Source organism: Paludisphaera borealis (genome assembly GCF_001956985.1).
GTDB classification, from domain to species: Bacteria; Planctomycetota; Planctomycetia; order Isosphaerales; family Isosphaeraceae; genus Paludisphaera; species Paludisphaera borealis.
This window is the reverse complement of the sequence record NZ_CP019082.1, coordinates 6144455-6170464: the sequence shown is the minus strand read 5'-3', so window position 1 is coordinate 6170464 and position 26010 is coordinate 6144455. Positions and strand designations below refer to the sequence as shown.

Sequence of the window (26010 nt, the reverse complement as noted above, 5' to 3'; positions counted from 1 at the left end):
CCAAATCATGATCGGCCGGCGCGTCTACGGTTCGTCCCCTCACGGGGACGCGGATTGAAACACCACTACATCACCGTGATCCACCTCGACGCGACCCGTTCGTCCCCTCACGGGGACGCGGATTGAAACACGGAGGAAAGCAAATGCCCTCACAACGGGCCGATGTTCGTCCCCTCACGGGGACGCGGATTGAAACGACCAGCCGCGCGGCAAGCGGGGCGACGCGACCGAGTTCGTCCCCTCACGGGGACGCGGATTGAAACACGTTCAGCTCGTCGCAGACCTTTACGATCGGCGAGTTCGTCCCCTCACGGGGACGCGGATTGAAACCGGGAAAGTGGTGCTGACCATCGCATCGGGGAGTAGTTCGTCCCCTCACGGGGACGCGGATTGAAACTCGGGAACACCGCCGCCAACGGCCTCTGGCAGATCAGGTTCGTCCCCTCACGGGGACGCGGATTGAAACCAGTTCCGCCTCTTTGGCTTGGACGACCAACGCATGTTCGTCCCCTCACGGGGACGCGGATTGAAACTGGACGTGCGCGGAGGGGCCAGGGTCAGGCTCGGGTTCGTCCCCTCACGGGGACGCGGATTGAAACTCGGGCCTGAGACCCTTCAGGGCCACGATGAGGCGTTCGTCCCCTCACGGGGACGCGGATTGAAACGTCTCGGTCGAGCGGGTAGGCCAGGAGTCGAACCTGGTTCGTCCCCTCACGGGGACGCGGATTGAAACCGCAAGACGCTGCCGGGCCGCGACGACGAGACGTGTTCGTCCCCTCACGGGGACGCGGATTGAAACAAAGTGCTTTACGACGGCTACAGCTCCGAGCGGCGTTCGTCCCCTCACGGGGACGCGGATTGAAACGACTCGGCGATCATCGAACGCGCCGTGGCGTCCCAGGTTCGTCCCCTCACGGGGACGCGGATTGAAACCCGAAGGCGATCACGTCGAACCTCAACGTGGCCACGGTTCGTCCCCTCACGGGGACGCGGATTGAAACAATCACGACCCGTCGTTGATCCTGGGGCGGACGAGTTCGTCCCCTCACGGGGACGCGGATTGAAACTCGTTGGCGACGGAGTCGAGATCGGTGACGTCCGTTCGTCCCCTCACGGGGACGCGGATTGAAACGGCGGCCGACCGGAGCTTGAGGTCCGTGTAACAGGTTCGTCCCCTCACGGGGACGCGGATTGAAACTTGAACGTGATGTTCGAAAAGGCGCCCGTCAAAGTTCGTCCCCTCACGGGGACGCGGATTGAAACACCGACTACACTCGTCGGTTCCTCGAACAGACCTCGTTCGTCCCCTCACGGGGACGCGGATTGAAACAGTCTCTCCGCATCGCTCGCATTTGAACTCAACGTTCGTCCCCTCACGGGGACGCGGATTGAAACGGCCGGCGGCGCCGAGGAAAACCTCACCGCCAGGTTCGTCCCCTCACGGGGACGCGGATTGAAACTTCTACTCGCACGGGTATAAGGATTTTGCTGCTACGGTTCGTCCCCTCACGGGGACGCGGATTGAAACATGGTTCTGGCGATAGGACGCGAGTTGATCGAGCGTTCGTCCCCTCACGGGGACGCGGATTGAAACGGCCATCGAATCGCGTCCGCTGACAGTCGGGGGTTCGTCCCCTCACGGGGACGCGGATTGAAACGCGTCGATCCGCGCCCTGACCAAGGCCAATCCCGACGTTCGTCCCCTCACGGGGACGCGGATTGAAACCTCGTCGCAGGCACCACCCGCGTTCTGGAAATCGAGTTCGTCCCCTCACGGGGACGCGGATTGAAACTCGACCATGTCCGCTCGGCCTGGAATGGACTCGGGTTCGTCCCCTCACGGGGACGCGGATTGAAACCACTAGAAGAGGACGCAGGTGATGCCTGATCAACCGTTCGTCCCCTCACGGGGACGCGGATTGAAACGCCCTGGCGGTGGCCGCCGGGCTATCTCGCCAGGTTCGTCCCCTCACGGGGACGCGGATTGAAACGACGCCAAGGCGGCCGAACTGAGGCCCTTCGCGAGGTTCGTCCCCTCACGGGGACGCGGATTGAAACCGGGTTTCGGCCCGGCGGTGCTCCGGGGCTCCTGGTTCGTCCCCTCACGGGGACGCGGATTGAAACTACAAAGCCAAGAAAGTCAACTGAACCCCGGTTTCGTTCGTCCCCTCACGGGGACGCGGATTGAAACCCGCGAAAACACGGGAGAAACGGCCTGAAACACGTTCGTCCCCTCACGGGGACGCGGATTGAAACTCTCTGTCGTCCATGTCACTCCAGTCTTGTGCGGTTCGTCCCCTCACGGGGACGCGGATTGAAACTCGCAGACGGCCCGCTTGATGGGATTGGCCTCGTCGTTCGTCCCCTCACGGGGACGCGGATTGAAACGACCCAACCGCCTGTCCGGATTCGATCGGCGAGTTGTTCGTCCCCTCACGGGGACGCGGATTGAAACTATGGGCTCGACGACGCGATCACGGATCGGCTGAGTTCGTCCCCTCACGGGGACGCGGATTGAAACTCGTGAGACACGTTCACCCCTTTCTCGGCTCAGGTTCGTCCCCTCACGGGGACGCGGATTGAAACCGACTGCACATCGCTCTACGCCCCGTTTGCAATCGAGTTCGTCCCCTCACGGGGACGCGGATTGAAACTATCGGGAACAAGTCGGGGAAGAACGTGGGGCCGAGTTCGTCCCCTCACGGGGACGCGGATTGAAACATATTACGTTTCGGCGAATCGCGGCAGTGACTCCAGTTCGTCCCCTCACGGGGACGCGGATTGAAACTGTACGACCGGGTCGAGGGCGAGCTGATCGAGGCGTTCGTCCCCTCACGGGGACGCGGATTGAAACCGGGTCGCGGACCGTCTTGACGGCCGCCAGGTCGCGTTCGTCCCCTCACGGGGACGCGGATTGAAACGCCAAGATGATCATCGACGGCGTAATGACGTACACGTTCGTCCCCTCACGGGGACGCGGATTGAAACTTAGCCTCGGTCAACTGAGTACCCCAGACCCACAGTTCGTCCCCTCACGGGGACGCGGATTGAAACCTCGCTCACCTTGGCGGCGGTGAGCATGACGTTGTTCGTCCCCTCACGGGGACGCGGATTGAAACCTTTCCGATCGCCGTCGGTGCGGCGTTGGGCGTGTTCGTCCCCTCACGGGGACGCGGATTGAAACTGAGCGTGCTGTCGATCCCCGGCATGTGCCTCGTTCGTCCCCTCACGGGGACGCGGATTGAAACGAAGTGAAGCAGAAATCCCTCGACGACCTCCGGCGTTCGTCCCCTCACGGGGATGCGGATTGAAACCGCCGCGCGTCAGGCGCAGCAGAACGCCAAGCTCCAGTTCGTCCCCTCACGGGGACGCGGATTGAAACTGGCCCACCGCGAAGAGCTGATCAACCAGGCCGCCGTTCGTCCCCTCACGGGGACGCGGATTGAAACAATTAAGCGGGACGCGACGGGAGAGGGGGAAGCCCAGTTCGTCCCCTCACGGGGACGCGGATTGAAACCATCAGGGCCGGCGGCCCGGATCGCCTGATCTCCGTTCGTCCCCTCACGGGGACGCGGATTGAAACGCAAGACCGTCGGAACCTACGCCAAAACGTGGGGCGTTCGTCCCCTCACGGGGACGCGGATTGAAACCGGCCAAAAGGGATCGGGTCCGGGAGAGCCCTCGGTTCGTCCCCTCACGGGGACGCGGATTGAAACCTACGGTGCGCCGAGCCGATCGACCTGCGCGGCCTGGTTCGTCCCCTCACGGGGACGCGGATTGAAACAGCATGCGTCGGATGAGATCACTCCCGGCGACATGTTCGTCCCCTCACGGGGACGCGGATTGAAACCTCGACTGGGGCGCGATCCCGAAGGCCGGAACAGCGTTCGTCCCCTCACGGGGACGCGGATTGAAACATGGGACGGCGAGACGGGGATGACTCCAGTATTCGTTCGTCCCCTCACGGGGACGCGGATTGAAACCGGGCCTTCGAAGTGAAGCAGAAAGCCCTCGAGTTCGTCCCCTCACGGGGACGCGGATTGAAACGCTGCTTCAGACGGCGTAAGCCGCCGGCCTCGGAGTTCGTCCCCTCACGGGGACGCGGATTGAAACTCCGAGCACTTCAAGAGAGACGGGCGGCCCGACTGGTTCGTCCCCTCACGGGGACGCGGATTGAAACCTCCTCTTGCGAGGGGTCCCCGTCGTCGAGATCGCGTTCGTCCCCTCTCGGGGACGCGGATTGAAACGACCTGGCTGCGGATCTCCGCCGCCGTTGCGTCGCGTTCGTCCCCTCACGGGGACGCGGATTGAAACATCATCCTGCGGCGGCGTCCAGTCGGACGGTGCGCGCCCCATCGACGGCTCGCGCGCGATTCGAACGTCTCTCCGACGCTCCGCCGAGTCGAGTTGGATCGACTTCGACGTTTTCAAGCTTCACGCCGCCGCCGCGACGGTCCGACGACGTCCGCGACACGCCCCAGGGACGTCGGTCCGACGCCGCCGTCGGCGCGAGGGGCGTCGCCGTCGAGGCGACCGAGGCCGATTAACGTTAATCGACCTCGGGGCCTCGCCCGACTCCGGCCGTCGAGCTCGATTCCGGACCAGGCCGGCTCGGCGCCGCCGCCGCCCATTTCGGCTCCTGATCTCCGCACCTCATCGTCGCGGCTGTTCGCGCAAGGCTCCGCTGCGCGCGCATACGACGCTTCCGGCTTTCGAACCCGGTTCCGTGACGTGGGCGACGCCGGCCGCCGAAGGAGTCGCGCCGGGGCGTTCCGCGATTCCTCGTCTTCGATCGATCGAGACGAGCGACTCGATCGCGGCGCCGCCTCCTGAATATCGGCCGAAAACGCGTCACCAACGAGTGGTGCGACTAGCCGTCGGGCCACTGCGTCGAACACAGCGTCGTCCGTCGTTCCTTATCCTTGAAGGAGGATCGATCATGAGCCACGTCGTCGTCATCGCCACGAAGGTCCAGGATCCGGTCGCCGTCGCCGCCGCGTGTCGGCGGCTGGGCCTGGCCGAGCCGGTCTACGGCTCCGCCGAGCTCTTCAGCGGGGAGGTCGCGGGGTTGGTCGTCAGGCTGCCCGATTGGGTTTATCCTGTGGTCGTTGATACGACCACCGGTCGAGTCGCTTACGACGACTTCGAGGGCCGCTGGGGCGACCCGAAGCAACTCGACCGTTTCTTGCAAGTCTACGCCGTCGAGAAGGCCAAGCTGGAAGCGAAGAGGAAAGGCTACTCGGTCAGCGAGCAGGCCCTCCACGACGGCTCCATCCGGGTCGAGATCGTCGAGGCTCGTTGAAGCACCTCGGGCGACGGCCCATCGTCTCCCGTCGAAGTCCACTCCGCTCCCATCCAAACTACATGCAAGTCTCATCGGGAGTCGTCCAACATGTCTCGAATCATCGAGGTCGTGGTCTCGCCGCGCGGCGAGGCGACCGTGCAGACCAAGGGCTACGTCGGAGGCGACTGCCTCCAGGCCAGCAGGTTCCTGGAGCAGGCCCTCGGCGTCGCCGCCGGCGACCGCAGGACCGCCGAGTTCCACCAGGAACAGAAGCCGGAGCAGACCCTGTCGCAGCCCCAGTAGGCGAGTCGAGTCACGATGCGCTCGTCGTCCCCACGTTTCAAATCGCCGTGATCGAGTCCGCTTGCCCCTTCTCGGATCACGTCTCGAACCTCATCACACACAGGAGACTCGCATGACGCTCGCCGAGCGTTTGCAGGAGCTGGTGCGCGCCGCGTTCAGCGGCGTCTACGTCCAGTCGTTCGAGCACGACGACGCGATCGTCGAGATCGCCCGGCTCTGCCGCCGGGAGGGCTGGAGCCTGGCTGTGTGGGACGTCGATCGTGGGCTGGCCTCGGCCGGTCATGACGATCCCAGCGCGACCGACCCGTTGGCGGCGATCCGCGCCCTCGGCGGGCTGGCCGCCGTCGACGGGACGGCGCTCCTCGTGCTCAGGAACTTCCACCGGTTCCTGAACTCCGTCGAGGTCGTCCAGGCCCTCGACTCCCAGATCCACGCCGGCAGACGGAGCCGGACGTTCGTCGTCGTCCTCGCGCCGGTCGTCCAGATCCCGGTCGAGCTGGAGCGGCAGTTCGTCGTCGTGGAGCACGAGCTCCCCGACCGCGACCAGCTGCTCCGGATCGCCCAAGGCGTCGCCGTCGAGCCGGGCGAGCTGCCCGAAGGGGACGAGCTGGAACGGACGCTCGCCGCAGCCGCCGGCATGACCCGCATGGAGGCGGAGAACGCCCTCAGCCTGGCTCTGGTCCGGCGCGGCCGGGTCGTCCCCGAGGTGATCTGGGACATGAAGGTGCAAGGGCTCAAGAAGTCCGGCCTGCTGGAGATGCACCGGGGGGTCGAGACGTTCCGCGGCCTGGGCGGGCTCGAACATATGAAGTCGTTCTGCCTCCGCGCCCTGCAGAGCCGGTCGCGGCGGGCCGAGCCGCGGGGGATCCTCATCCTGGGGGTCCCGGGGACGGGCAAGTCCGAGTTCGCCAAGCGGCTGGGCAACGAGGTGGGCCTGCCCACGATCCTGGTCGACCTCGGGCGGCTGAAGGGGAGCCTCGTGGGCGAGAGCGAGCGGCGGACCCGCCAGGCGCTGCAGCAGCTCTCGGCCACGGCGCGGAACATCGCGTTCTTCGACGAGATCGAGAAGGCGGCCGCGGGCGTCGAGTCCGGCGGCCGGTCCGACGGCGGCGTCGCCGCCGGCCAGTTCGGCAGCCTGATCACGCACATGTCCGACCACGCGGGCGAATCGTTCTTCATCTTCACGGCCAACGACGTCAGCAGACTCCCGCCCGAGTTCACCCGCGCGGAGCGGCTCGACGCGATCTTCTTCGTCGACCTGCCGGGCCGCGACGAGAAGCGGGCGATCTGGGAGATCTACGTCCAGGCGTTCGAGCTCGCCCCCGCCCAGCGCCGGCCGCGCGACGACTCGTGGACCGGAGCCGAGATCAAGGCCTGCTGCCGTCTGGCGTCGTTGCTCGACGTCCCGCTGGTCGAGGCGGCGGCGAACATCGTCCCGGTCGCCGTCACGGCGGCCGAGTCGATCGAGCGGCTTCGGAACTGGGCGTCGGGCCGCTGCCTCTGCGCCGATCGCCCGGGGCTGTTCACGCGCGGCGCAGTCGCCGGCAGGACCGGCCGCAAGGTCGACCGGAGCGATCCGTCGCTCAACTGATCCAGATCCGACGACTCGATCCACTCAACCGGGGCCGGCGGGGAGATCGACCTCCCTCGTCGGCCTCTTCGCATTGACTTCAAATCACCTACTCACTGGAGGTCATGATGATGAGCACCGCGAGCTTGCTCGACCGGATCGAGACCCAATCCGCGACCACGGCCGGCGCCCGGCTCCGGACCACGATGGCGGCCGTCCGGGTCTCGTTCACCTGGTTCGGCGTCCGGAAGTCGCTCACGCCGCAGCAGAAGGCGCAGGCCGCCGAAAGCTTCGACGCCGAGGGCCGGTTCCTCTCGGCGGCCAAGAAGCTGATCGATACGAAGCATCCGGCGTTCCGCGCGGTCACCGCGATCCGGGGCGGGATCGAGCAGTCCTGGAAGTCGCAGAGCCTGCCGTTCCCGGAGCCCGGCGTGCGGCTGATCAAGCAGGACCAGGTCGAGCCGTTCGCGCTTCAGATCGACGACCTCCGGATCGAGCTGCGCGACGCGGTCGCCGAGCTGGATCGGCATTTCGACGAGTTGAAGCGGGCGGCCCGTCAGCGGTTGGGCTCGCTCTTCAACCCCGACGACTACCCCGCGACGCTGGAGGGCCTCTTCGACGTCGCCTGCGACTTCCCGAGCGTCGAGCCTCCCGACTACCTGGTCGCGCTGTCGCCGCGGCTCTACGAGCAGGAGCAGGCCCGGGTCTCGTCACGGTTCGAGGAGGCGGTGCGGCTGGCCGAGGAGGCGTTCCTGAGCGAGTTCGGCCGGCTCGTGAGCCACCTCGGGGAACGGCTGTCGGGGGTCGGCGGCGACGGCGAAACCAAGGTCTTCCGCGACAGCGCGATCGGCAACTTGACGGAGTTCTTCGATCGGTTCCAGCGGCTCAACGTCCGCTCCGACGCCCAGCTCGACGCGCTGGTGGCCGAGGCCCGGCGGATCGTGCGCGGGGTCGAGCCGCAGGATCTCAGGGACGATGCATCGCTCCGGCGGCACGTCGCATCGGAGCTGTCGCGGGTGCAGTCGACGCTCGACGACCTGCTGGTGGACCGGCCGCGGCGGCGGATCCTGCGGGGCTCCGCGACGAAGGAGGCGTCGTGATGCGGCTCGTCGTCACGACCTCGGGCGTCGTCCGCTGCCTGTACTCCGAGGTCATCGATCTGTCGTCGCTGGGGAGTCCCGCGATCCGCCGCGCCAGCCACGTCGAGCCCGGCCCCGACGGCCGATGGCGCGCCGACCTCCGGCCCGTCCAGGGGCCGGTGCTCGGGCCGTTCGATTCTCGCAGCGAGGCCCTGGAGGCCGAGCGGGCGTGGATCGAGGAGCACTGGCTCGTCGGCTCGTCCGGCGAGGTCGCTCCGCTTTCGCCCGCGTCGCCCTGATTCCTCTTCAAACCCTCGAACCCCGCGCGTCGCGACCCGCGGGGCCCGAGGGCCTGCGCGGGCGCGGCTCGACTCTTTTCTTTGATGAAGGAGCGTTCCATGACCCAACGTCAACTCGAGGGCGCCGTGGCCGACGCCACCGGCGAGTCCCTCGCCATGGTGCGGAACCGAGGCTTCGGCCTCATGACCCCCGTCCCACCGAGCCCCGCCCCCGAAGGCCTCGCCCTGGCGGTCGACTGCCCGCTCTGCCGCCGCCCGGTCGCCTATCCCGGCCGGGGGCGCGACGGCTTGCTGCACCTGGCCGAATGCCTCCCTTGCGACCTCTACTTCGCGATCCGGCCCGACGATATCCGGATCGGCGAGCCGGTTTGATCGTCGCGCCAGGTGCGTCTACACATCCGGCCGTCCCAGGCTCATTCCTCAACCTTCAGGAGTCGACGCGCATGATCACGATCACCCGCCGCCAGGCCCGGCGGCTCCGCGGCGTCCTGCGCCGCCATACCCTGGGAATCCCCCACCGAGGCCCCGTCTCGCCCTTCGTGCTCCACGCCCGGGGGGCGGAGCTGCGGGCGTTTCATCGTTGCGGCGCCGTCGCGATCGAATTCGTCGACTCCATCGCTCCTGGCTCGCACGAGTCGATCGCCCTGCCGCTCGACGCCCTGGCCGAGTTCGAGGGCCGCGACGACTCGCCCGTGACGCTGGAGACGCTCGCCCCCGACCGGACGTGCGTCCGGTGGACCGATCGCGGCGTCCCCCAGTCGCGCGCATACGCCGTCCAGTCGCTCGACGCGATCGAGCCGTCGCCCGAGCCGCCCACGAGCTGGGCGACGATCCCGGCCGAGATCCTGAAGACCCTGGCGGAGGCGTCCGAGACGGCGTCGGAGGATTCCGCCCGCTACGCGTTGGGCTGCATCCGGCTCGGCGGCGAAACGGGCGCGGTCGCCGCCACCGACGGCCGCCAGCTCCTGATCCACGGCGGCTTCCGGTTCCCCTGGACCGACGAGGTCCTGATCCGTCGCTCGCCCCTCTTCGCCTGCCCGGGTCTGCCCCGCGACCAGCCGTTGGAGATCGGCCGGACCAGCTCCCACGTCGTGCTCAGGGTCGGCCCCTGGACCCTCTTCCTGGAGATCCTGACCGAGGGGCGGTATCCGGACCTCGGCCGCGTCGTCCCCGACCCCGCGGCCGCCGCCACGCGGCTGACGCTCGACCCCGAGGACGCCCGCTTCCTGGAAGCGGCGCTCGACCGGCTGCCCGGCGCCGCCGAGCCGCATGCGCCCGTCGCGCTGGAGCTGAACGGCAAGGCGGCGGTCCGGGCCCGGGGGGCGGATCAGGCCCAGGCGACCGAGCTGGTCCTGGCTCGCTCCGCCTACAGCGGCGCCCCGGTCCGGCTCAATACGAATCGGAAATTCCTGTCGCGGGCGCTGCGGCTCGGTTTCTCGGAGATCGAGATCGTCGACGCCGAGTCTCCGGTCGTCTGCCGCGGCCGGGACCTCGTCTTCTGCTGGCAACCCCTCTCGAAGGACGAGGCGCCGACGCCTGGCGACGACGCTCATGTCGAATCCATCCCCTCCATCACCTCGACGTCCGTCGAAGCGGACGTCGCAACCACCATGAGGACCACCGTGAGCGAACAATCAGAATCCACGGATCGTCACGAGTCGATCCGCGTCGCCGCCGCATCGGAGGCCCAAGAACCCGCCGGGCTCGCGGCCTTGATCCGGGAGGCCGAATCGCTGCACCAGGCGTTGACCGAAACCCGGGCGCGGGCCGCCCGGCTGGCCGCGGCGCTGCGTCGTCACCGCCGCCGCGAACGGCTCGTGGACGCGACCCTGGCGTCGCTGCGGGCGCTGAAGCTCCAGGACGTCGTCGGCTAGGCCGCGACCCGATTCCACGACGTTTCACCCATCCCCATTCAACTTCACGAGGAGGCGACATCGTGCCCCTGAAACTCAACGTCGGCGTCAGCCGCAAGCTGGGCCTTCCCGAATTCTCCAGCGTCGGCGCCAGCTGCAACGTGGAGGTCGAACTCGATTCGAGCCTGCTCCAGTCGGACCTGGACGGCTTCCACGCTCAGGTCCGCGGCGCGTTCACGGCGGCTTGTCAGGCGGTCGACGACGAGCTGGTCCGACTCCAGGCGCGGCCGGCCCCGCCGGTCGCGTCCCACGGCGGCGAGGCGCGCCGCAACGGGACCGCCGGATCGAACCGCCTCGCGAGCCGCCCCTCCAAGCCGGCCTCGGCCAACCAGGTGCGCGCGATCGTCACGATGGCCCGATGGCGCGACGCCGACCTGGCGGGCCTGCTGCGCGACGAGTTCGGCGTCGACCGCCCCGAAGACCTGTCCCTGGCCGACGCCAGCCGGTTCATCGACCGGCTCAAAGCCGTCGGCGAGACCTGAACCCGCGTCCGCCGTCCCGCCCGTCACGATTCAAGGAACCCGTCCGCCGACCACGAAAGGGTCCGCCATGCCCGGATTGACGATGACCGAGAAGGAGTTCTGGAAGACCCGCATCGCCGTGCGCATCGGCAAGCGGATCGAAGCGATCCACGCCCGCCATCCGGCGCTGTTCGACCGATTGAAACGCGAGGCGCGCGCCCGGGCGCTGGAGTCGCTCGGCCTCGCCGAAGCGTACGCCGAACAGGAGGCGATCCAGGCCGAGGAGGAATCGCTCGACCGCCGCAGGAAGTCGGCGAAACGGGCGATGCTCGCGACCTTGCGGGGCGTCCCGATCGAGGACGTCGCCGACGGCGTGCACCTCGGCTACGGCGGCGAACCGCCCCACGAAGCGGCCGAGGCGGTCAGGAAGCGCCAGGCCCTCCACGAGGCGGAAGCGCTGGCCGCCGACCCGATCGGCCGCGAGGTCGCCCGCTGGGAGGTCGAGCGCGAGAACCTCCTCGACACGGTCTGGCTGGCGACCTCGCCGATCCAGATCAAGCAGCTGTGGACGAAGGTCGGCTCGCTGCTGGGCGACGAACCGACCGGCCTCGAGCGCGAGGCCCTGGCGATCGAGCCGACCGACGACCGCTGACGTTCGACCTTCGATCGACCTGCGTCCCACGTCCGATCCCCATCCTCGACCCCCGGAGAACGCCATGGGAAACGCCCGGACGAAGTTGAACGTCGCCTATTTCAACGGCTGCCTCGTCGTCGCGGCCGTGATCGGCCTCGGCGCCCGGAGCTGGGCCGTGTTCCTCGCGGCCCTGGCCGTCGCGGTCGCCTACGGCGTCCACGCCGGCGACATCCGCCCCAAGCCCGTCCGCCGCTGACCGCCGCCCGCCCGCGCCTCGCGCCCTCCCGGGCCGCGGCGCGGGCGGGACGACGCCCCAGGCCCCCGACGGGTCGGCTCCGCGAGCCCTTTTTCTTAGCCGTCGGCCGGCGGGGCGTTCAAGAGGCTCTGCGAGACGCCGCGGGAGCAGCAGGAATACGCCGAATCCGACGGAGGACGGCGAGGCCGTTTAACGTTAATCGCGGGCGCGCCGTCGTTCCGGCTGAATCCCCGCCGAACGCGCCCGCCGCGGGTTGTGAGTACGAGCTCCTCCTGGTGCACGTTCAAGACCCGAACTCGAACGAGACGCGCCGCCTTCAGGGCTTGGCCAAGGTCGGATAGCATCGAAAGGCCCGTGGCGGGCCGTCGAACAGAATCGTCTGTAAGGTTCGGCCCGTTGGCCACGCTGGAGTCAGTGATTTCCTGAGCGCCGCATGGCCACGAGCCCGGGACGTCGTACCGCGTCGAAAACATTGCAGGCGTCAGACCCCGGTTCGGTTCCGCCTCGGAGTGGGTGTATCAGCCGGAATGTTCGACCCGGGGCGACTTCGCTAAGGGTCTCCACGGCTCGACGGACGAGGGTGGCCCAGCGAGGGTTGTCGACCGAGAGGTCGGCGTCGACGTCCCTCGCTAGCTCCAAGAGATCCAACGCGAGCCGCCAGTCGAGCACGGCGTGGAGATCGGCATTGGAGTAGTCGCGAAGGCAATCGTAGCAGGAGCCGTCGCAATGAGCAGCGTGCTCGTCTCCAGCGATCTTCGCCGCCCAGCCCCGGTCAAGGTCGGTCACCGACGCGAGGAGCGCCCGGAGTGTCTCAGGTTCGGAAAGGTGACGGCAATAGCCCGAGCCGTTCTCCAGGGTATCCATCAAGACGACTTCGTAGGACGGCTCGCCCCTCAGCGATCGTACCGGCCTGACGGCTACGTCCAACTCCCGCGACTCGACATCCAGGAGATCGCAAGCCGCAAGCCGAAGGAGGTGGCCCCAGGAGTAGAAGGCAGCCCGCGCGTATAAGGACGATTCAGCGGGCCAGGGGCTCATGGCGAGAGGTGGGCTGAGCCGCAGTCCGGCAGGTATTACCGCTGGACGGAGTCGGAGGATGTCGGTCTGCTTGCGCGACGCCAGGGCGACCTCGACCGTCTTAGCGTCAGCCGCCTTGGACCTCCAGACGCCCCTCAACTCGTCCTCGACGACCCAGCGCATGCCGGGTCCCTGGCGGAAGGCGAATAGCCTCTCGCTATTGTCGTTGACGCGGAGCACCTGCCTCTCGTCCAGTGCATAGGCCACGTTCGTTCCCGCGAGGACGGAGACTGGCACTCCGTCGGAGTCGAGCCGGGGGTGGCCGGCGCGGGGCGACCAGTCGAAGCGGCCGTGGAAGTCCCTCGAAGCCTCCGGCTCGGTGGTGTAACCCAGGGGTTCCCAAGTCGCGATCCGGCGGTACAATTCGGGCTCGGCCATGCCGCAGACCGGACAGGCGGACTTGCCTAACTCGTCGGTCGACAACGCACCGCACGCCGAGCATGACCCGATCTCGGCGATCCGCCCACGTCCATCACGCTCCTCGATCTTTCCCGCCTTCCCGATGCCATAAAGGACGACCCCCACCGCGCGATGGACGAGCTTGTCCTTCACGGTCTCACTGCCCGGGGCGAACTGGCCGATGGCGACGCCGTCGTCGCGATCGACGACTTGCTTGGGGGGAAACTCCGTGGGAGGAGAGTGATGGAGATAACGGACTCGTGTCGGGAACCCGAACATCGGCAGGAGACCGTCGTTGGCCAGTCGCTCGCTCAGGGCGTCTTGCGAGTACTCGCGAGAGTCGGCGATCTCGGCGATCCGTGAGGGGAGAGTCGCGGGGTAGGCGATCAATCCTTCACGGTGATGCTTTAGACCGGTCCCCACGAGGAGCAAGTCGACGACACTTGCGATGACCGCGTCATTCTTGCCGACCCACTCACGGAACTGGTCGGCGCGGCCGGACCACTCGTCGGCGCGGCCGAATTCCCCGTGAACGCTGTCGGGGGCGACCGGGCCGTCGTCTTCCTCGGTGGCGAGAGCGAGGCGGAGGACCTCCTTGGCGAGCATCCTCTTGAGGATCTCGGGGCGTCGCATGTCGACGTAAGGCGGCGGCGGGGGATTGGACGTGATCCTCCCGGGGTCGCCGAAGTGGAAGTTGTCGTGACTCCGGCCCCGAGCCACCGTGAGTGCCACCGAAAGACCGGCGCCTCGACGGCCAGCGCGGCCGACCCGCTGTTGGTAATTGAACCGACGCGGCGGAACGTTGCCCATCATCACGGCTAAAAGATCGCCGATGTCGACGCCCGCCTCCATCGTGGTGGTCACGCTCAACACGTCGATCTCGGAAACGAGCCGGACCTCGTCGGGCAGGCAGATCCCGCGGAACAGCCGCTGGCGATCCTGGGCGTCGTCCTTGTCCGTCTGTCCGGTCAGCTCCTCGCAACGCAGGCGAAACGCCGAGGCGCCGTCGGAAGCGAGGTGGGAGTAATAATCGTCGTCGCGAGGACCGGCCGCGTCGGCCGCCTCGGGCAAGGGGTCGTGGCAGTTCATGCACCGGCCGAGGGCGCGATGGAGGTGGACTGCCCTGCAACGCGTGCAGGTCCAGGATTCGGCCCCGGTCGCGGCCGGTCGAAACCAGAGCGACGACGGGTCGAGCAAGAGCCCGTCGTTCGTGATCTTCTTGGTGATCAGGAAGTCCTCGACGGCGGATACCCACGCTTTGGGGTCGTCGAGGCGTGCCGCCTTGAGGTAGTCGCCGAAGACCTTGGGGAGTTTCTTCGCCGTGTAGGCGTAGTCCGACCCCCGAAACCGTCGCCGTTCACCAAGCTGTCGCATGGCGACCTCGACGGCTCGGCGGAATCGCTCGGGGTCGAAACCGCTCGGCGGGGCAAGCTTCGGGTCGAATGTGACCCACCCGAGCCGGAGCGCCTCCACGGATTTCCGCGCGTGGGCGAAGAGGGTGAAGACACACTCATTGAGGCACTGGGCGTCGAGGACCTTGGCGAATTGCTTCGCCCCATCGAGCAGTTTGGAGGCGTCCTTGACCCTGGCCGGGCCCGCTCCCCATTCGTAGAGGTCGGACCAGTGGTCGACCTTCAATTCGGCGCTGCTGGCGTGGCTCGGCCGGGGGCCGGCGGGGTTGCAGCCGAGGCGTAGCAGGTCGCCGATCAAAGCCGAGTGGATTTGCGAGAGCCGATACGGGCCGTCGACGCCGGCGCGAACTTCAGCGTCGATCCGGACGATATCGAGCGAGTCGTCCCCCTCCTTCAAGTCTTGCATGGCGCGGGCCGCAGCGGTATTGGCGTCGATGAAGCGAGTGCGGGCTTCTTTCTCCTCCAGGGTAAGAGCTCTCATCTTCCGCGGGTCGTCGACCGACTTGAGGAACGCCCGTACCTCGCCCCCGAGCCGCGAGAAGCCCCGAACCATCGACTGCCGGACGAGGTCGCGGTAGTGGTCGAGTTCGATCCCGGCGGAGAGCTTCGCGGCGTCCTGGCGGCTGTCGGTGAAGACCACGAGCTTGCGGGTTTTCGGGTCGGGCATCTGTCGTAGCAGCCCGTCGGCCAAGACCTGATTGACCTTCTGAAACCCGGTCCGGTGGGGGGAAAGCGGCGATCGGCCCGGGTCGTCTCCGACATCGTCCTGGCCGCTCCGACCCCAATCTGCTTCGCAGCGCGCGCACGTGGTGGGAAAGGCCGAGAATTTCGAGCCGGCGGGAGTCTTTGGGATTTGGTAGAGATAACCCCGTCGGGCCCGGTGGTCGTCCCGAAGTTCCATGACCTCGCCGAGGACGAGATCCATCCACCCCTCGTCCCATCGACGATCGACCTGATTGTGCTTCCACGTCGAAGGCGTCGGCCGGTCCTCGTCACGCTCGACCGGCCAGAACACGGCGTAATCGTCGTAGCTTTTGTTGAACGGAGCCGGGTTCGGGATGCGTTCCAGGTCGGGCTGATCATGCACAATTCGGAAGGAGGAGCTGCTATGGTCGTCGCGAGCGCGGTACCCCCCAGGTAAACCTCTCCGCACGCCTGGCAGACGATCACGTCGAGCACCGTCGAGCCGCAGTCGCATCGGAGTTTGGGATGGGAGTAGAGCTTGCCTACCGGCCGAGGCGTGTGGCTCGGGACGCTCGGCACCTCGCTGCAAGCCGGGTCGGCGCAGGCCCAGAGCCCCGTCAGATTGCGGAAGAACAGATGCGCCCGAAGTGGAAGGGGTGCCGGGTCTAAATCCGACCCGCCGGTCCGGGCCGAAGCCAGGGCGCGCATCAGGCCGGCGGCGGCCTCCCTGCCGGTGCCGCCGGAGAGCCCGAAGACTTGGGTACCCCACTCAGTCGGAGTCATCGGTCGGGATACCATCGATCGGACTGCATCGACGCCCTTCACCGCCTCGATGAGCCCCGATAGGGCGACGGTTGGAGGAGCCTCGGGGAGGGCCACGCCCAGGCCCGCGGCCAGCGCCGCGACTCCCTCGTCCGTCGCCCCGGAAAACGCCGCGAACGCCGAGGCGTGCCGGGCCAGAGGGGCCACGGGCGCGTCCCGGTCGACCTCCTTAAAATCGGAAAGGACGGCGAACTTCGCCGCAGCCAATCCGAAGAAGCCCTCAAGATAACGGGCACCCTTCTCTCCCGAATCCAGCGAGGCGCTGGAGGCGAGGAATCGAACCTGCGGCGAGTCGGGGCTCAAGCCCAGTCGGCCGAGGAGCAAGCGAACAAGGTACGCGACCTCGCTGCCGGGCGTCCCGCGGTAAGTGTGCAGCTCGTCCACGACCAGGTGGAACACGCGGCCTCGATCGGACTCCAGCCATACGCGGGTGGCCACGAAGATGTTGGCTTCGATCGCCCGCATGAGCATGATGTTGAGCATCGAGTAGTTCGTCACGAGCACGTCGGGCGGATTGTCCTGAATCGTCCAACGATCCCATCGCTCTCCCGAGTCGGGGTCTACGCTCGGAAACTGCTGTCGGACTTCGTCGCCCAGGCCGGAAAGCGACCGGGCCCGCCTCTGCAGCTTCCGAAGCTCGTCTTGCCACTTTGCCTTCTTCTGCGGAGTCCGGCCCCCGGAGATGGGCGTCCGGCCGTTGTAGCGGCCGAACGTGAACCGATCACGGCGGTTCGCCGCCACCCACTCGCGAGCCTCGGGGCCGTCGAGCGAGCGGCGGAGTCGGCTCATCTGGTCTTCCACCAGCGCGTTGAGCGGGTAGAGGATCAGGGCGCGGACCGCCTTAGGTCGATCGAGTCCCAGCCAGCCGCCGGATTCACGGACAAGCGACTCGATAACAGGCAGGAGGAAGCACTCGGTCTTGCCCGAGCCGGTGCCAGTGGTCACCACCATCGACCGTCCCCGGACGCAGACTTCCTTCAGCGCCTCCCACTGGTGGGAGTAGAGCTTGCGGCCCGGCGAGAACGCGCCCCGAGACGAGAAGTCGGCGAACTCGGGTGAGAGCCCCAGGTCGCGGCAGGCCTCCGACAACGTCCCGACCTCCTCATATCGGGGCACGGGCTCGATCAAAGGGTCCCGGTGCAGGGTCCCCTCGCAACCGAGCAGATCGGCTCGCTCGCGCATGAGTCCTTCGTGGCGGAGCGGTTGGGCGCTATCCAAGTACTTGCCGTAGAGCGATCGCAGCTCACTCGCCACTCCGACCGGGTCGTTCACGATGCGTCCTCCAACGAAAGCCCCAGGATTCTCGCGACCTCGCCGGCCCGGCCGGGGTCGATAGCCTCGTAGCTATGCCTCTTGGTCGAATCGCACGACGGCGGCGATCCCGAGGCCCAGAAAAGGGGCCTCTCGACCATCAGGGGAGGTGGCAATCTGCTCGCGGGCAGCAAGAGACGGTCGGCCTTGCGATCCAGGCCGAGGTTGGGCTGTACTGTCCGCGCCAGCTCGGCCCACCACGCTACGGCCCGCTTCTCGGGCGAATCGAGGAATCTGCCGACTCCGTCCCTCACAATCCTCCAGATACGACGCCCTTTCCCGGACGGCCGGATCAGGCCGTTTTCAACTCCCATGCCGTCGGTCGGGGACCACCGCCCGCGACCATGCACCTCAGCGACCTCCCATTGAGTGAGGCCTGAGATCCGGCCGGCGTCGGTCCACGTGGCGATGGCGTCCTCCAAAGTGGGGAGCGACGCGAGCAGCTTCATCCCTGGCTCGTGGACTACGGCGACCCCGAGTCCTTCGATCGACGCCTCAACCGTCTCGGATCGACCGTGCCCTCTCCAGGTTGCGGGCCAGGGATGGTCGGAGACGGAAGCGACGAAAGCTGGCCCGAGACGGCGGCTCAATTCGGCTAGTAAGACTCCGTCACGGCCACCGAGGAACACGCCCCGCTCGGCTCGACATGACCAACAGAAGGTGGTCGGCACGACGGCGAACCCTCCGCGAACCGCTTCGACGTGTCCGAGTCGCCTCAAAGGATTGAGATACCGATGGGTCGGAGAGCGGTCGCTCCCGAGGTTTAAGTCGAAGCGATCGGCGATCGCCAGACAGGCGCGATCAGCCGTTGGGGCCGAGACCCGGCCCCGCGCTGAGAGCCAGGCGAGCAATCGGTCCGAGGACCGAGGATCGATTCCCGAAGCCGTCATGCCCGCGCCCCCCTTGCAAAGATCATCCGGGCATTGACCTCGCGGATCTCCCGCGCGATTTGCTTGGCTTGTTCTGGGTCGTCGTCGGGTTCGAGTCGACGAAACGTTTCGGTTAAGGCCGAGCGATCCAACGCGGCGGATCGTGCGGCTACGCCGAGTCCGGGCGAGAGGCGCGAGGAGCCCCTCTGGGCCATTCCCCATCGTGACCAGACTGCGAAGGGGACGTGCCCGGGAGTGATCGCCTCGTCCGGGCGAGTCCCCTGTGCGGCCCTGACGCCGGCCCAGTGTGCAACGACCCAATCGGGCACGGGGAGGGCGGCCTCATCGGCCGACGGGCAGGCAATGAGTCGGAGGTTCTCCGGCCATGCCAGTCCCGAAGGCAGCGTGCTCCGGAGGCCGGAGACGATATCGAGCAGGGGCCGCGCCCAGCATTGCACGAGGGCACGGTCGGCATCAGCGAAAATCAGCAGGTGCAGTTCGTCGTGCCGCTCGACCGCCTCACGCCAGAAGTCCTCCACTTCGCCACCCCAGGCGTCGGAGAAGGACAGCCAGGTGGGCTCGGCGGCTACGATCCGATGCCGGGCGCATGCCCCGATCGCCTCGGCGTAGGCCACGCCCCACGACGGGCAAGGAGTGGCGACCCATCGACATGACACCAGGGCTGCGTGCAACCTTTTGACTTGCAGCCGGGTAGCTTCGGCCCCCCACCACCCCATCGTCGGCCCAAGCCTGTCAGCGAGGAAGACGTTCGGATCATCAATCGCCGGGCCTTCGGGTACAACCGTTGGTCGGGTCGACGAGGGTACGTTGAGAGTTTTCGCGACGAGCGGACGAGCGGACGAGCCACCGCCGCTCGTCCACATACTCTCGATCAACCCGTGGAACGCGGAGAAGTCTCGGATGATCCGCTCTCGCGCCTCGACCAGATGGTTGGCCGCGGCGCGAATCGATGATTCGTCCCGTTGGGCCTCCGCCTGGGCGTTATCTCGCAGACGTTCGGCGTCGGCAACCGCAGCGCGGATCTTATCCAGTTCGCGAAGGATGGCCTGCTTCTCCCGCTCGGCCTGCGCAACCGCCAGCTCACGCTCCTGACCCAGTCGACCAAGCGCGTCGCAGGCCTGCTCTTGGGCCGCGGCTTCGATCTGCCCCCTCTCGGATGCGATCTTTCGGTTGATCGCGGCGTCAAGGATCTCCTTGAATCGAGGCATCTCGACCAGGTCGTCGGATCGTGACTCGTCGACGGCCAGCGCCTTCAGAGCCGAATCGAGGCGTGCGAACCGTTGCTCGTTCAACTTCCGCAGAACGGGGTCGGTCGCGGTCTCGAGGAGTTCGCCGATACGGCCCCTCCAACCCGGTGAGGCGCGGTCGAGACTGGTCAGGAAGGGCTTGTCGCGTTTGAACACTCGGATCAGCCAATCGGCCAGGCCCGATTCGGTCAGGTGGTCAATCACCCGGCCATCCGTTTTCGCGGGCTCGGTCAGGAGGACGGCCTGATTCACGCCGTATTCGTCGTCCCAGACATGGTACGTTTCCTGGTTGAGCCGGCCTAGCGTGTACTCCACGACGTGATCGTCCTCTCTCGGCTGGAGGCAGAGACGGGCCGGGTCGCTGATATCGACAACTCGCCAAGGCCCGTCGATCAAGGTACCATTCATCTTTCGCCGATAGACAGTCGACTGAGATCGCAGTCCGGACCTCGGGTCCACGGCGCGTTCGGAGTCGATGATGGAGTTTTCAGGAAGGATGGTAAGGCCGAGTGGCGAAACAACCCGACGCATGCTTCCGTTCCACCGCTCCTCGGCCACGACGAACTCGTCACGCTCGCGCTCAGGATCGCGGGGCTTCTCGTTGGGCTCGACCTTAAACCGAACGTATCGGTGGACCAAATGGGCTTGTTCGCGGGGAATCACCGGCCAGAAGACCAGGCGCGTGGCTCCAAATTCTCCAGGCTCGCAGGAGCGGTCGACCTTCCATTCGCCGTCGGCGGCTCGCTTTTTGACCATCACCAACGGGCGGATACGGCCCCAGAGAGCCGCCTCATGGATAAAATCGACGTACCCGAGTACGTATCCAATGTGGCAATTGCTCATAATTTTAAGTCTTATCAGTTCCGACCAAGAAGCCGGGGCAGTTCGCGTGGAGCATCCCAAGCAGAAGGGGATTCGCTCTTAGATCCGCCGCGGTCACCATGACCGAGGCATTTCGTGGGAGGGAACGGCCAACTCGCTTACTCGTGCGAAGTCGTACGGCCAGCAACATGGCCGCCAGCTCCTCTGAGATCATCTCACGCGGGATCTGTGGTGCGGGAGCGGCCGTCTCGGGCTCGAGCTCGCGTTGTGGAGGCCAATCTCCGACGAGCCGCGCCCCATGTAAAGTCTCCGTCCCCGGGACTACCTCGATCTGGCGGCGCTCGGAGTCCGACGCCGGCCATCCACACTCGACCCGATGCCAGCCCGCCGACTCGCCAGGCGCGGTGCGTCGAGGCTCGTGGATCTGAATCCTCAACACCGTCGATTCCGGACCCGGCAAGCGAATTCGGTATTCGCCCACGCCGAGGTCAGGAGTCGCACATCGAGCGGCGTCGAGCGGTCGTGGCTCGCCATTGACGAGGATGTGATCGTAACTCCCGGGGCCGACTACTTGAACTGTCGGACCCGCGCCGAGCATCCACACCCCGCGTCGGAGAATCAATCCACCTGAGGCTCGGAGGCCCGTTGCGCGGCGGTCCACTACCCCGACCCACTTGCCTTCCAAAGTCGCTTCCGTCAGGTCTTCGTGGGTCTTGAATCTCAGAGCGAGCCAACCCAAAGGGAGGCCATCCAAGGGAACCCACCCGATCCGATTGGCCCGGAGCGATGGCTGGTATCGCCGCGGGGCTTCGGCGAACAGGCGAGGGTCAGCGTCATCGAGCCAAGCATTCCCGAATAGTTCCGGGACCAGCAGGAGTACCTCGTCCCCGGCTCGACACCCGTCCCTCTCGGTGAACGGGCCGGACTCGTCGCCTCGGACTGCCAGGAGGTGCTTGTCGTGAGGGGGCTTATGCGGTGGACTTGAACCCTCGCGGCCGGCCCGCAGGTAGCATCGACGCAGGACTTCGCCGAGGTCAGCGACCAGAGGAGTGCGCCGACCGTCCGCCAGGCCATACAGCCCGCCGCTCAAACCCCTCCTGTTAAGCTGTAGGAGTACGGCAGTACCGGAACGGCACCGTCGTCCCCCGGCGGCCCGAGAGTCCAACCTGGCTGCGGCTTCGGGGCATGGCTCTGTGAGGAATCGCTTAAACTCGGCCTCGATTTGCTCCCAAGCCTCTTTATTCCGACGCGGGTCGTCCAGGATCCGCTCGCTGTGCTTGGTGAAGTATCGCCCGGAAGGTAACCGTCGTGCCTCGTCCACCAGGTTCCTGAGCCTATCCCCGAGGAAGGGTTCGCGGTCCGGCCGCCCGCGTTCTGCGAACAGTTGCCGGAATTTTTCCAGGTCAGCCCTACGCAGCAGGCATTGGCTGAGAGGCTCGGCGACGAGATGATGCCCTCTGACCTGTTCTACGAGGCGCACGCGTCCTAGACGTTCGCCATTTACCTCGTTAGCCCACTGCCTGAGGCCTTTCCAAAGGGCTGTATGCCGCCAGCCGACGAGCCCTTCGGGCATCTTGTCTTCGGATGTTTGGCCGAGGAACTCTCGGAGTCTCCGCCAATACGCCTTGGCACCCGCCAACTCATCGTCGTGCATCTGAAAGGCGGAGACGACCTGAGCCGCCAGGACCGTGAGGTAACGCGGGAATTGCCCCTGTCTCAAGCGCAGCGAGGGATCGGGCCAGCCGTATTGGACCTCGCTGATCACCGCGGCCCGGAAGGATTCATAGGAAGCTTCGGGCTCGAGATCGAACTCCCTGCCGATCCTGCCGATCGCCTCTTTGTCGATTGCGAGGTAAACGACCCGATGGGCGTGTAAGTCCGAGAAGGTCGCCCGCCCGATCGCGTCAGCCCAATGTCGGCATGACAGATTCATCGTTATGCTTCGCCCTTCACATCATCGTCAAGCACAAGCACTAACGGCATCATCCGCGAACAGTGACAACCAAACAAGGGGTGAACGCAAGCGATCCTACGCAGAACTCCAGGGCGGGTAATCCTACTTCGAGTTTAGCCCGCGGTAAGGATTTGGAGCATGAGCTGATCGGTCCAACCGGCGGTGCGGCTCTTGATCTCGAAGCGGGCAGTTTTGGAGGCTTCCTTGCGGATCAGGTTCATAGCTCGGCGGCAGGCTCGGCACAGGTTTTCGTGTATCACGAAGTCGAGGCTCCAGTGCTGGCTGTTGTCCAACGTGCTATGTCTCATGAGGTGCTGCTCGCTGTAGGGGTGATCCCCACAGCGTCAAAAGAGGTGCTGCTCGCTGTAGGGGCGATCCCCACAGCGTCAAAATGCGTTGCGAACAGGGATCGTAGGGCATGGAGGTCGAAGTTCGGACCACTCGCCTCACAATAGACTAATCCCTGCGTGTTCCACGACGACGTGGATCATGGTTGCGCCGCGGTCGACGGCTAGAAAGAAGACGGGCGTGGCAGAGGCTGCGCTCCCCACGTCGAGATGCGGGTCGGCTACGAGTTCGTCAGCGAGAGACAAGGTCGCCTTGTCACCTTATGCTTCGCAAATCGCCTTGTCGCTGTATTCCGTGTAATATGACGCGGCGGTTATGGTGGACGGATCAGTCAATTCATACCGCACGCTTCGTGTCCGATGCTTCGAGGTTCGCTGCACCCCAACTCTGTTAGTATTCGGCCAAGCGCGAGCGACGCATAGCGGGCATAGGGCGCATGTAACGCATCGGACACGTAGGGCGCAGCTCCCCGCCGGGTCGCCCTGGTAGCGCCTATCGAGAGCGGATGCGAAGGGCCGCGCCCTGTGAGGCGGACTACTGCTTGCATTCGCGGGCGATCGCCAGCATGCCGGAGCGGATCGCGGCGGGCAGGCGGGGCCATGCACCCACTATACTTTACGCGGCCATAAGCGAGACATCTTCAAATTGCTGGAAGTTGAGCGTCATTAGGGTCTTCAGTGGCTCGGCGTGGGTGGTCGGAAGGCCGTCGAGGGTCTCCCGGATGGCGGCTTGAAAATCGGCGAACGTCGGATGGTAGCGGCCGTAGAGCGCACGGCGTTTGATGAACTTCCACAGACGCTCGATGAGATTCAGGTTCGGCGAATACGACGGCAGGAACAGGAGCGTGATCTCCAACTCCTCCGCCAACGCCTGCACGGCGGCGTTGCGCTGATAGCGGGCGTTGTCGAGCACCAGCGTGATTGGTCCGGCCAGTCCCAACGCGGTGATCTTTCGCACCAGTTCGCACATCGTCTCGGTGTTGACGACCGTGGTGTTGGTCACGGCGATCAACTCGCGCGTCGTTGCGTTCCACGCCCCCAGCACGTTGAATCGCTGACGACCCGAAGCCGCGCGGACGAAGATCCGCGTGAACGACCACAGGCAGCACAAGAACGTGCCGAACACGAAATGGGCCGCGTCGACGAAGAACACATGACCCCGCCCCGCCCCGGCGGCGTTCAGGCGGGGCTTCAAGTCGGCTTCGAGAAACTCGGCCTGGATCGCGACGTGCTCGGCCAAGTTTTTTTGGGCGGAACCGGGATCATGCGGACCCGCTGGAACTTCAGGCCCAGATCCTTGAGGAACTTCCGCACCTGGCTGGGACCGCGTCGCAGCCCGGTCAGTTGAAAGATCCGGTCGCACGCCTCGGCCACGGTGCGGACGGGTTGGTTCTCGAGGGACTCGTGGATCAACTCGCGATAGCCGGCCATCTCGCTCTCGGGGCGATTGGGGTCCCATCGTCGCAGGCCGTCCAACCCCCCGTCGCGGTACGCGGCCACATAACGCTGGACGGTGGCCCGACCCACCCCGACGATTTCGGCCGCCCTTCGTCGGGTGTCTCCGTTGTGCAGCAGCCAAAGCGCGAGCATCCGTTCACGAATCCTCTCGTTAGCTAGGCGAGCCTTCGACGGCGGGCGGTGCGGACGACCAGCGCGCCGGCTGCGGCGAAGATCAGCAGCGTCGACGGCTCCGGCACCGGGGGCGGGTCCAGGCCCGGCGGCGTCAGCATGAAAGCTTCCGACCCGGTATATTGGTTGTCGGCATAAATAACGATGTCTCCCCGGTCGTCAATGCCCTGGACGAAAGGAATTCCCGGATAGTTCTGGAGGAGCTGTTGTGGAATCAATTGATCGATCGAAGTCGATCTGCCGGTGTTCAGGTCCACAAGACGGGTCGCTGTTGGGTCGGTGATGAGGATCTGATTCGCTTGGCTCAGGTAGTAGTGGGCGGACGCGGAAGCGGGGTAGGCGGACAGCGTCACGAACGGCGAATAGGTGCCGTCAGGCGACCTCACGGTATACCCGACATCGCTGTTAACTGGGTTGCCGAAGCGATCGACTACCTTATCGAGGGTGCCGATGACCGTCCCCGAGTCGTTTATCCTCCACGCGTTCATCGTGACGATTTTTGTACTTGGGGAGTTATCCCAATTGGGAGGGGGAGGCTGTCTCATGGTCGCCGAGTATGTCGGCAGATTCGCCATCTCCGCGTCGGTCAAGTTCCTCAACGTGTTGGGGAAGGCGTAGGAGACGCCTGTCTTCGTGTTGTCGAAGCTCTGCCCATTCTGCTGCATATCGGAAACGCGGCCGAGATCCGTGACGATGTAAGGCGACGCCCCCGCCCGCCCCGCGGCCACGACGCAAACCCCAATGGCCAATGCCTGCCTCGCGACTAAAAGGATGGTCCGACCGAGACTGATTCCGGGAGTTTTCCGCATCGATCGCGTGAGCATGATGGTCCCTTCCCTGTGCTTCTGTCGTCTCAGGCCTCGGCGTCCAAACCGAGGTCGGCCCGTGCGAGCTTTGAAAATTAAGCGAAGTTCAGACGGGTGTCAATACGATCCAAGCATGTTTCGGTGGGAGCGAGAGCCTCGTGAATCGCCGTCGTAACAACCCCTCTTCCAGAGTGGTTGCGCCGACGATCGCCCCGGGGCGAGGCTTAGCGCTTTTTCAGGTGCCCCTTGCATCCGACGGGCGTGACTCGTTAGCCTTGCTCGACCGGCTCAATTGAGACACGCATCGAAGACTACACACGCTTGGGCATCACGCCACGCTCCCTGATGGACGAAGGGGACGAACTGCTGAGCGAGGATCGCTCGGACACCAGGACTCCACATAGATGAGCGCATCCAGGAATCGGCGACGGGGATCTCATAGACGACGACTTCGAATGCAGGTCCCGTCCCTATGTCAACTGGAAGCGCGTCGGCTCCTGGCGCTGAGCGTCCAGTGGATGGGGCAAGGGACCAGCCTCGTGGACCTCGTCGGTCCGAACTCGTCCGTCGGCCCCGACGGGGTCGCGGACGTCCGCTTGCATCTCAGCGGCTTGCTGACGGCGTCGGGTGCAGACATCATCCAGTCGATCGTAGTCACGGGACCTCCTGGCAGCCAGGGGCAGACGATCTTCAAGTGGGAGTACAACAACGCGGTGTCCAATGGATGGGACGACGCGATGAATCAACAAACCGGATGGTCGCACGCCGAATTCTTCTTCACCCAGCCCGATCGGGGTCAGGGCGACCTCTA

At 65.9% G+C, this 26010-nt stretch carries 18 protein-coding genes and 1 CRISPR repeat array (1 of these 19 running past the window's edge); of the genes, 10 read left to right on the top strand and 8 right to left on the bottom strand.

The features are described 5' to 3' along the window. Window positions 1-4314: direct repeats of the CRISPR family, unit length 32 nt; unit sequence GTTCGTCCCCTCACGGGGACGCGGATTGAAAC (it extends 711 nt beyond the left edge of the window). Window positions 4315-4939: 625 nt separating this feature from the next. From BSF38_RS23855 to BSF38_RS31495, 10 genes are all read left to right on the top strand, one after another. Beyond that, window positions 4940-5302, top strand: coding sequence for a hypothetical protein (locus BSF38_RS23855; protein WP_076349601.1), 363 nt, complete (start codon window positions 4940-4942; stop codon window positions 5300-5302). A gap of 90 nt (window positions 5303-5392) precedes the next feature. After that, a complete protein-coding gene (locus BSF38_RS23850) occupies window positions 5393-5587 on the top strand; it encodes a DUF2997 domain-containing protein (RefSeq protein ID WP_076349600.1) in 195 nt (64 codons plus the stop codon). A 112-nt stretch (window positions 5588-5699) separates the two neighbouring features. Then, window positions 5700-7178 carry an AAA family ATPase gene (locus BSF38_RS23845; protein ID WP_076349599.1) on the top strand — a complete coding sequence of 493 codons (1479 nt, stop codon included), beginning with the start codon at window positions 5700-5702 and terminating at the stop codon, window positions 7176-7178. Between the two features lie 110 nt (window positions 7179-7288). Then, complete coding sequence (locus tag BSF38_RS23840) at window positions 7289-8257, top strand: hypothetical protein (RefSeq protein ID WP_076351380.1); 969 nt, start codon at window positions 7289-7291, stop codon at window positions 8255-8257. Continuing rightward, window positions 8257-8535, top strand: coding sequence for a hypothetical protein (locus tag BSF38_RS23835; RefSeq protein WP_076349598.1), 279 nt, complete (start codon window positions 8257-8259; stop codon window positions 8533-8535). Before BSF38_RS23840 ends, BSF38_RS23835 begins: the two co-directional genes overlap by 1 nt. 99 nt (window positions 8536-8634) lie before the next feature. After that, window positions 8635-8907, top strand: coding sequence for a hypothetical protein (locus BSF38_RS23830; protein ID WP_076349597.1), 273 nt, complete (start codon window positions 8635-8637; stop codon window positions 8905-8907). A 71-nt stretch (window positions 8908-8978) separates the two neighbouring features. Continuing rightward, window positions 8979-10409: a hypothetical protein gene (locus tag BSF38_RS30450; protein ID WP_099092024.1), complete on the top strand. Its 1431-nt coding sequence runs from the start codon at window positions 8979-8981 to the stop codon at window positions 10407-10409. A gap of 62 nt (window positions 10410-10471) precedes the next feature. Further along, a complete protein-coding gene (locus tag BSF38_RS23820) occupies window positions 10472-10930 on the top strand; it encodes a hypothetical protein (RefSeq protein WP_076349596.1) in 459 nt (152 codons plus the stop codon). Between the two features lie 67 nt (window positions 10931-10997). Continuing rightward, window positions 10998-11561: a hypothetical protein gene (locus tag BSF38_RS23815; protein WP_076349595.1), complete on the top strand. Its 564-nt coding sequence runs from the start codon at window positions 10998-11000 to the stop codon at window positions 11559-11561. Window positions 11562-11625: 64 nt separating this feature from the next. Then, a complete protein-coding gene (locus BSF38_RS31495) occupies window positions 11626-11799 on the top strand; it encodes a hypothetical protein (RefSeq protein ID WP_168189443.1) in 174 nt (57 codons plus the stop codon). A gap of 411 nt (window positions 11800-12210) precedes the next feature. Here BSF38_RS31495 and BSF38_RS31790 read toward each other — a convergent pair whose 3' ends face one another. The 8 genes from BSF38_RS31790 to BSF38_RS23780 all read right to left on the bottom strand — a co-directional run bounded on the left by BSF38_RS31790 (window position 12211) and on the right by BSF38_RS23780 (window position 25217). Continuing rightward, a complete protein-coding gene (locus BSF38_RS31790; RefSeq protein ID WP_237170941.1) occupies window positions 12211-14364 on the bottom strand; it encodes a helicase-related protein in 2154 nt (717 codons plus the stop codon). 800 nt (window positions 14365-15164) lie between these two features. Then, entirely contained in the window at window positions 15165-17465 is a 2301-nt protein-coding gene (locus tag BSF38_RS32235; RefSeq protein ID WP_076349593.1) for a DEAD/DEAH box helicase, read from the bottom strand. Next, window positions 17462-17953: a hypothetical protein gene (locus BSF38_RS23800; protein WP_076349592.1), complete on the bottom strand. Its 492-nt coding sequence runs from the start codon at window positions 17951-17953 to the stop codon at window positions 17462-17464. The genes BSF38_RS32235 and BSF38_RS23800 overlap by 4 nt, the downstream gene beginning before the upstream one ends. A 437-nt stretch (window positions 17954-18390) precedes the next feature. Further along, window positions 18391-20544 carry a flotillin family protein gene (locus tag BSF38_RS23795; protein ID WP_168189442.1) on the bottom strand — a complete coding sequence of 718 codons (2154 nt, stop codon included), beginning with the start codon at window positions 20542-20544 and terminating at the stop codon, window positions 18391-18393. 1986 nt (window positions 20545-22530) lie between these two features. Further along, entirely contained in the window at window positions 22531-22725 is a 195-nt protein-coding gene (locus BSF38_RS30905) for a hypothetical protein (protein WP_145952294.1), read from the bottom strand. A 655-nt stretch (window positions 22726-23380) separates the two neighbouring features. Beyond that, complete coding sequence (locus BSF38_RS30155; RefSeq protein ID WP_083713355.1) at window positions 23381-24004, bottom strand: IS630 family transposase; 624 nt, start codon at window positions 24002-24004, stop codon at window positions 23381-23383. After that, on the bottom strand, window positions 23956-24366 hold the full coding sequence (locus BSF38_RS30150) for a helix-turn-helix domain-containing protein (protein WP_257787856.1): 411 nt from the start codon (window positions 24364-24366) through the stop codon (window positions 23956-23958). Before BSF38_RS30150 ends, BSF38_RS30155 begins: the two co-directional genes overlap by 49 nt. A gap of 11 nt (window positions 24367-24377) precedes the next feature. Further along, a complete protein-coding gene (locus BSF38_RS23780) occupies window positions 24378-25217 on the bottom strand; it encodes a PEP-CTERM sorting domain-containing protein (RefSeq protein WP_076349589.1) in 840 nt (279 codons plus the stop codon). Between the last annotated feature and the right edge of the window lie 793 nt (window positions 25218-26010).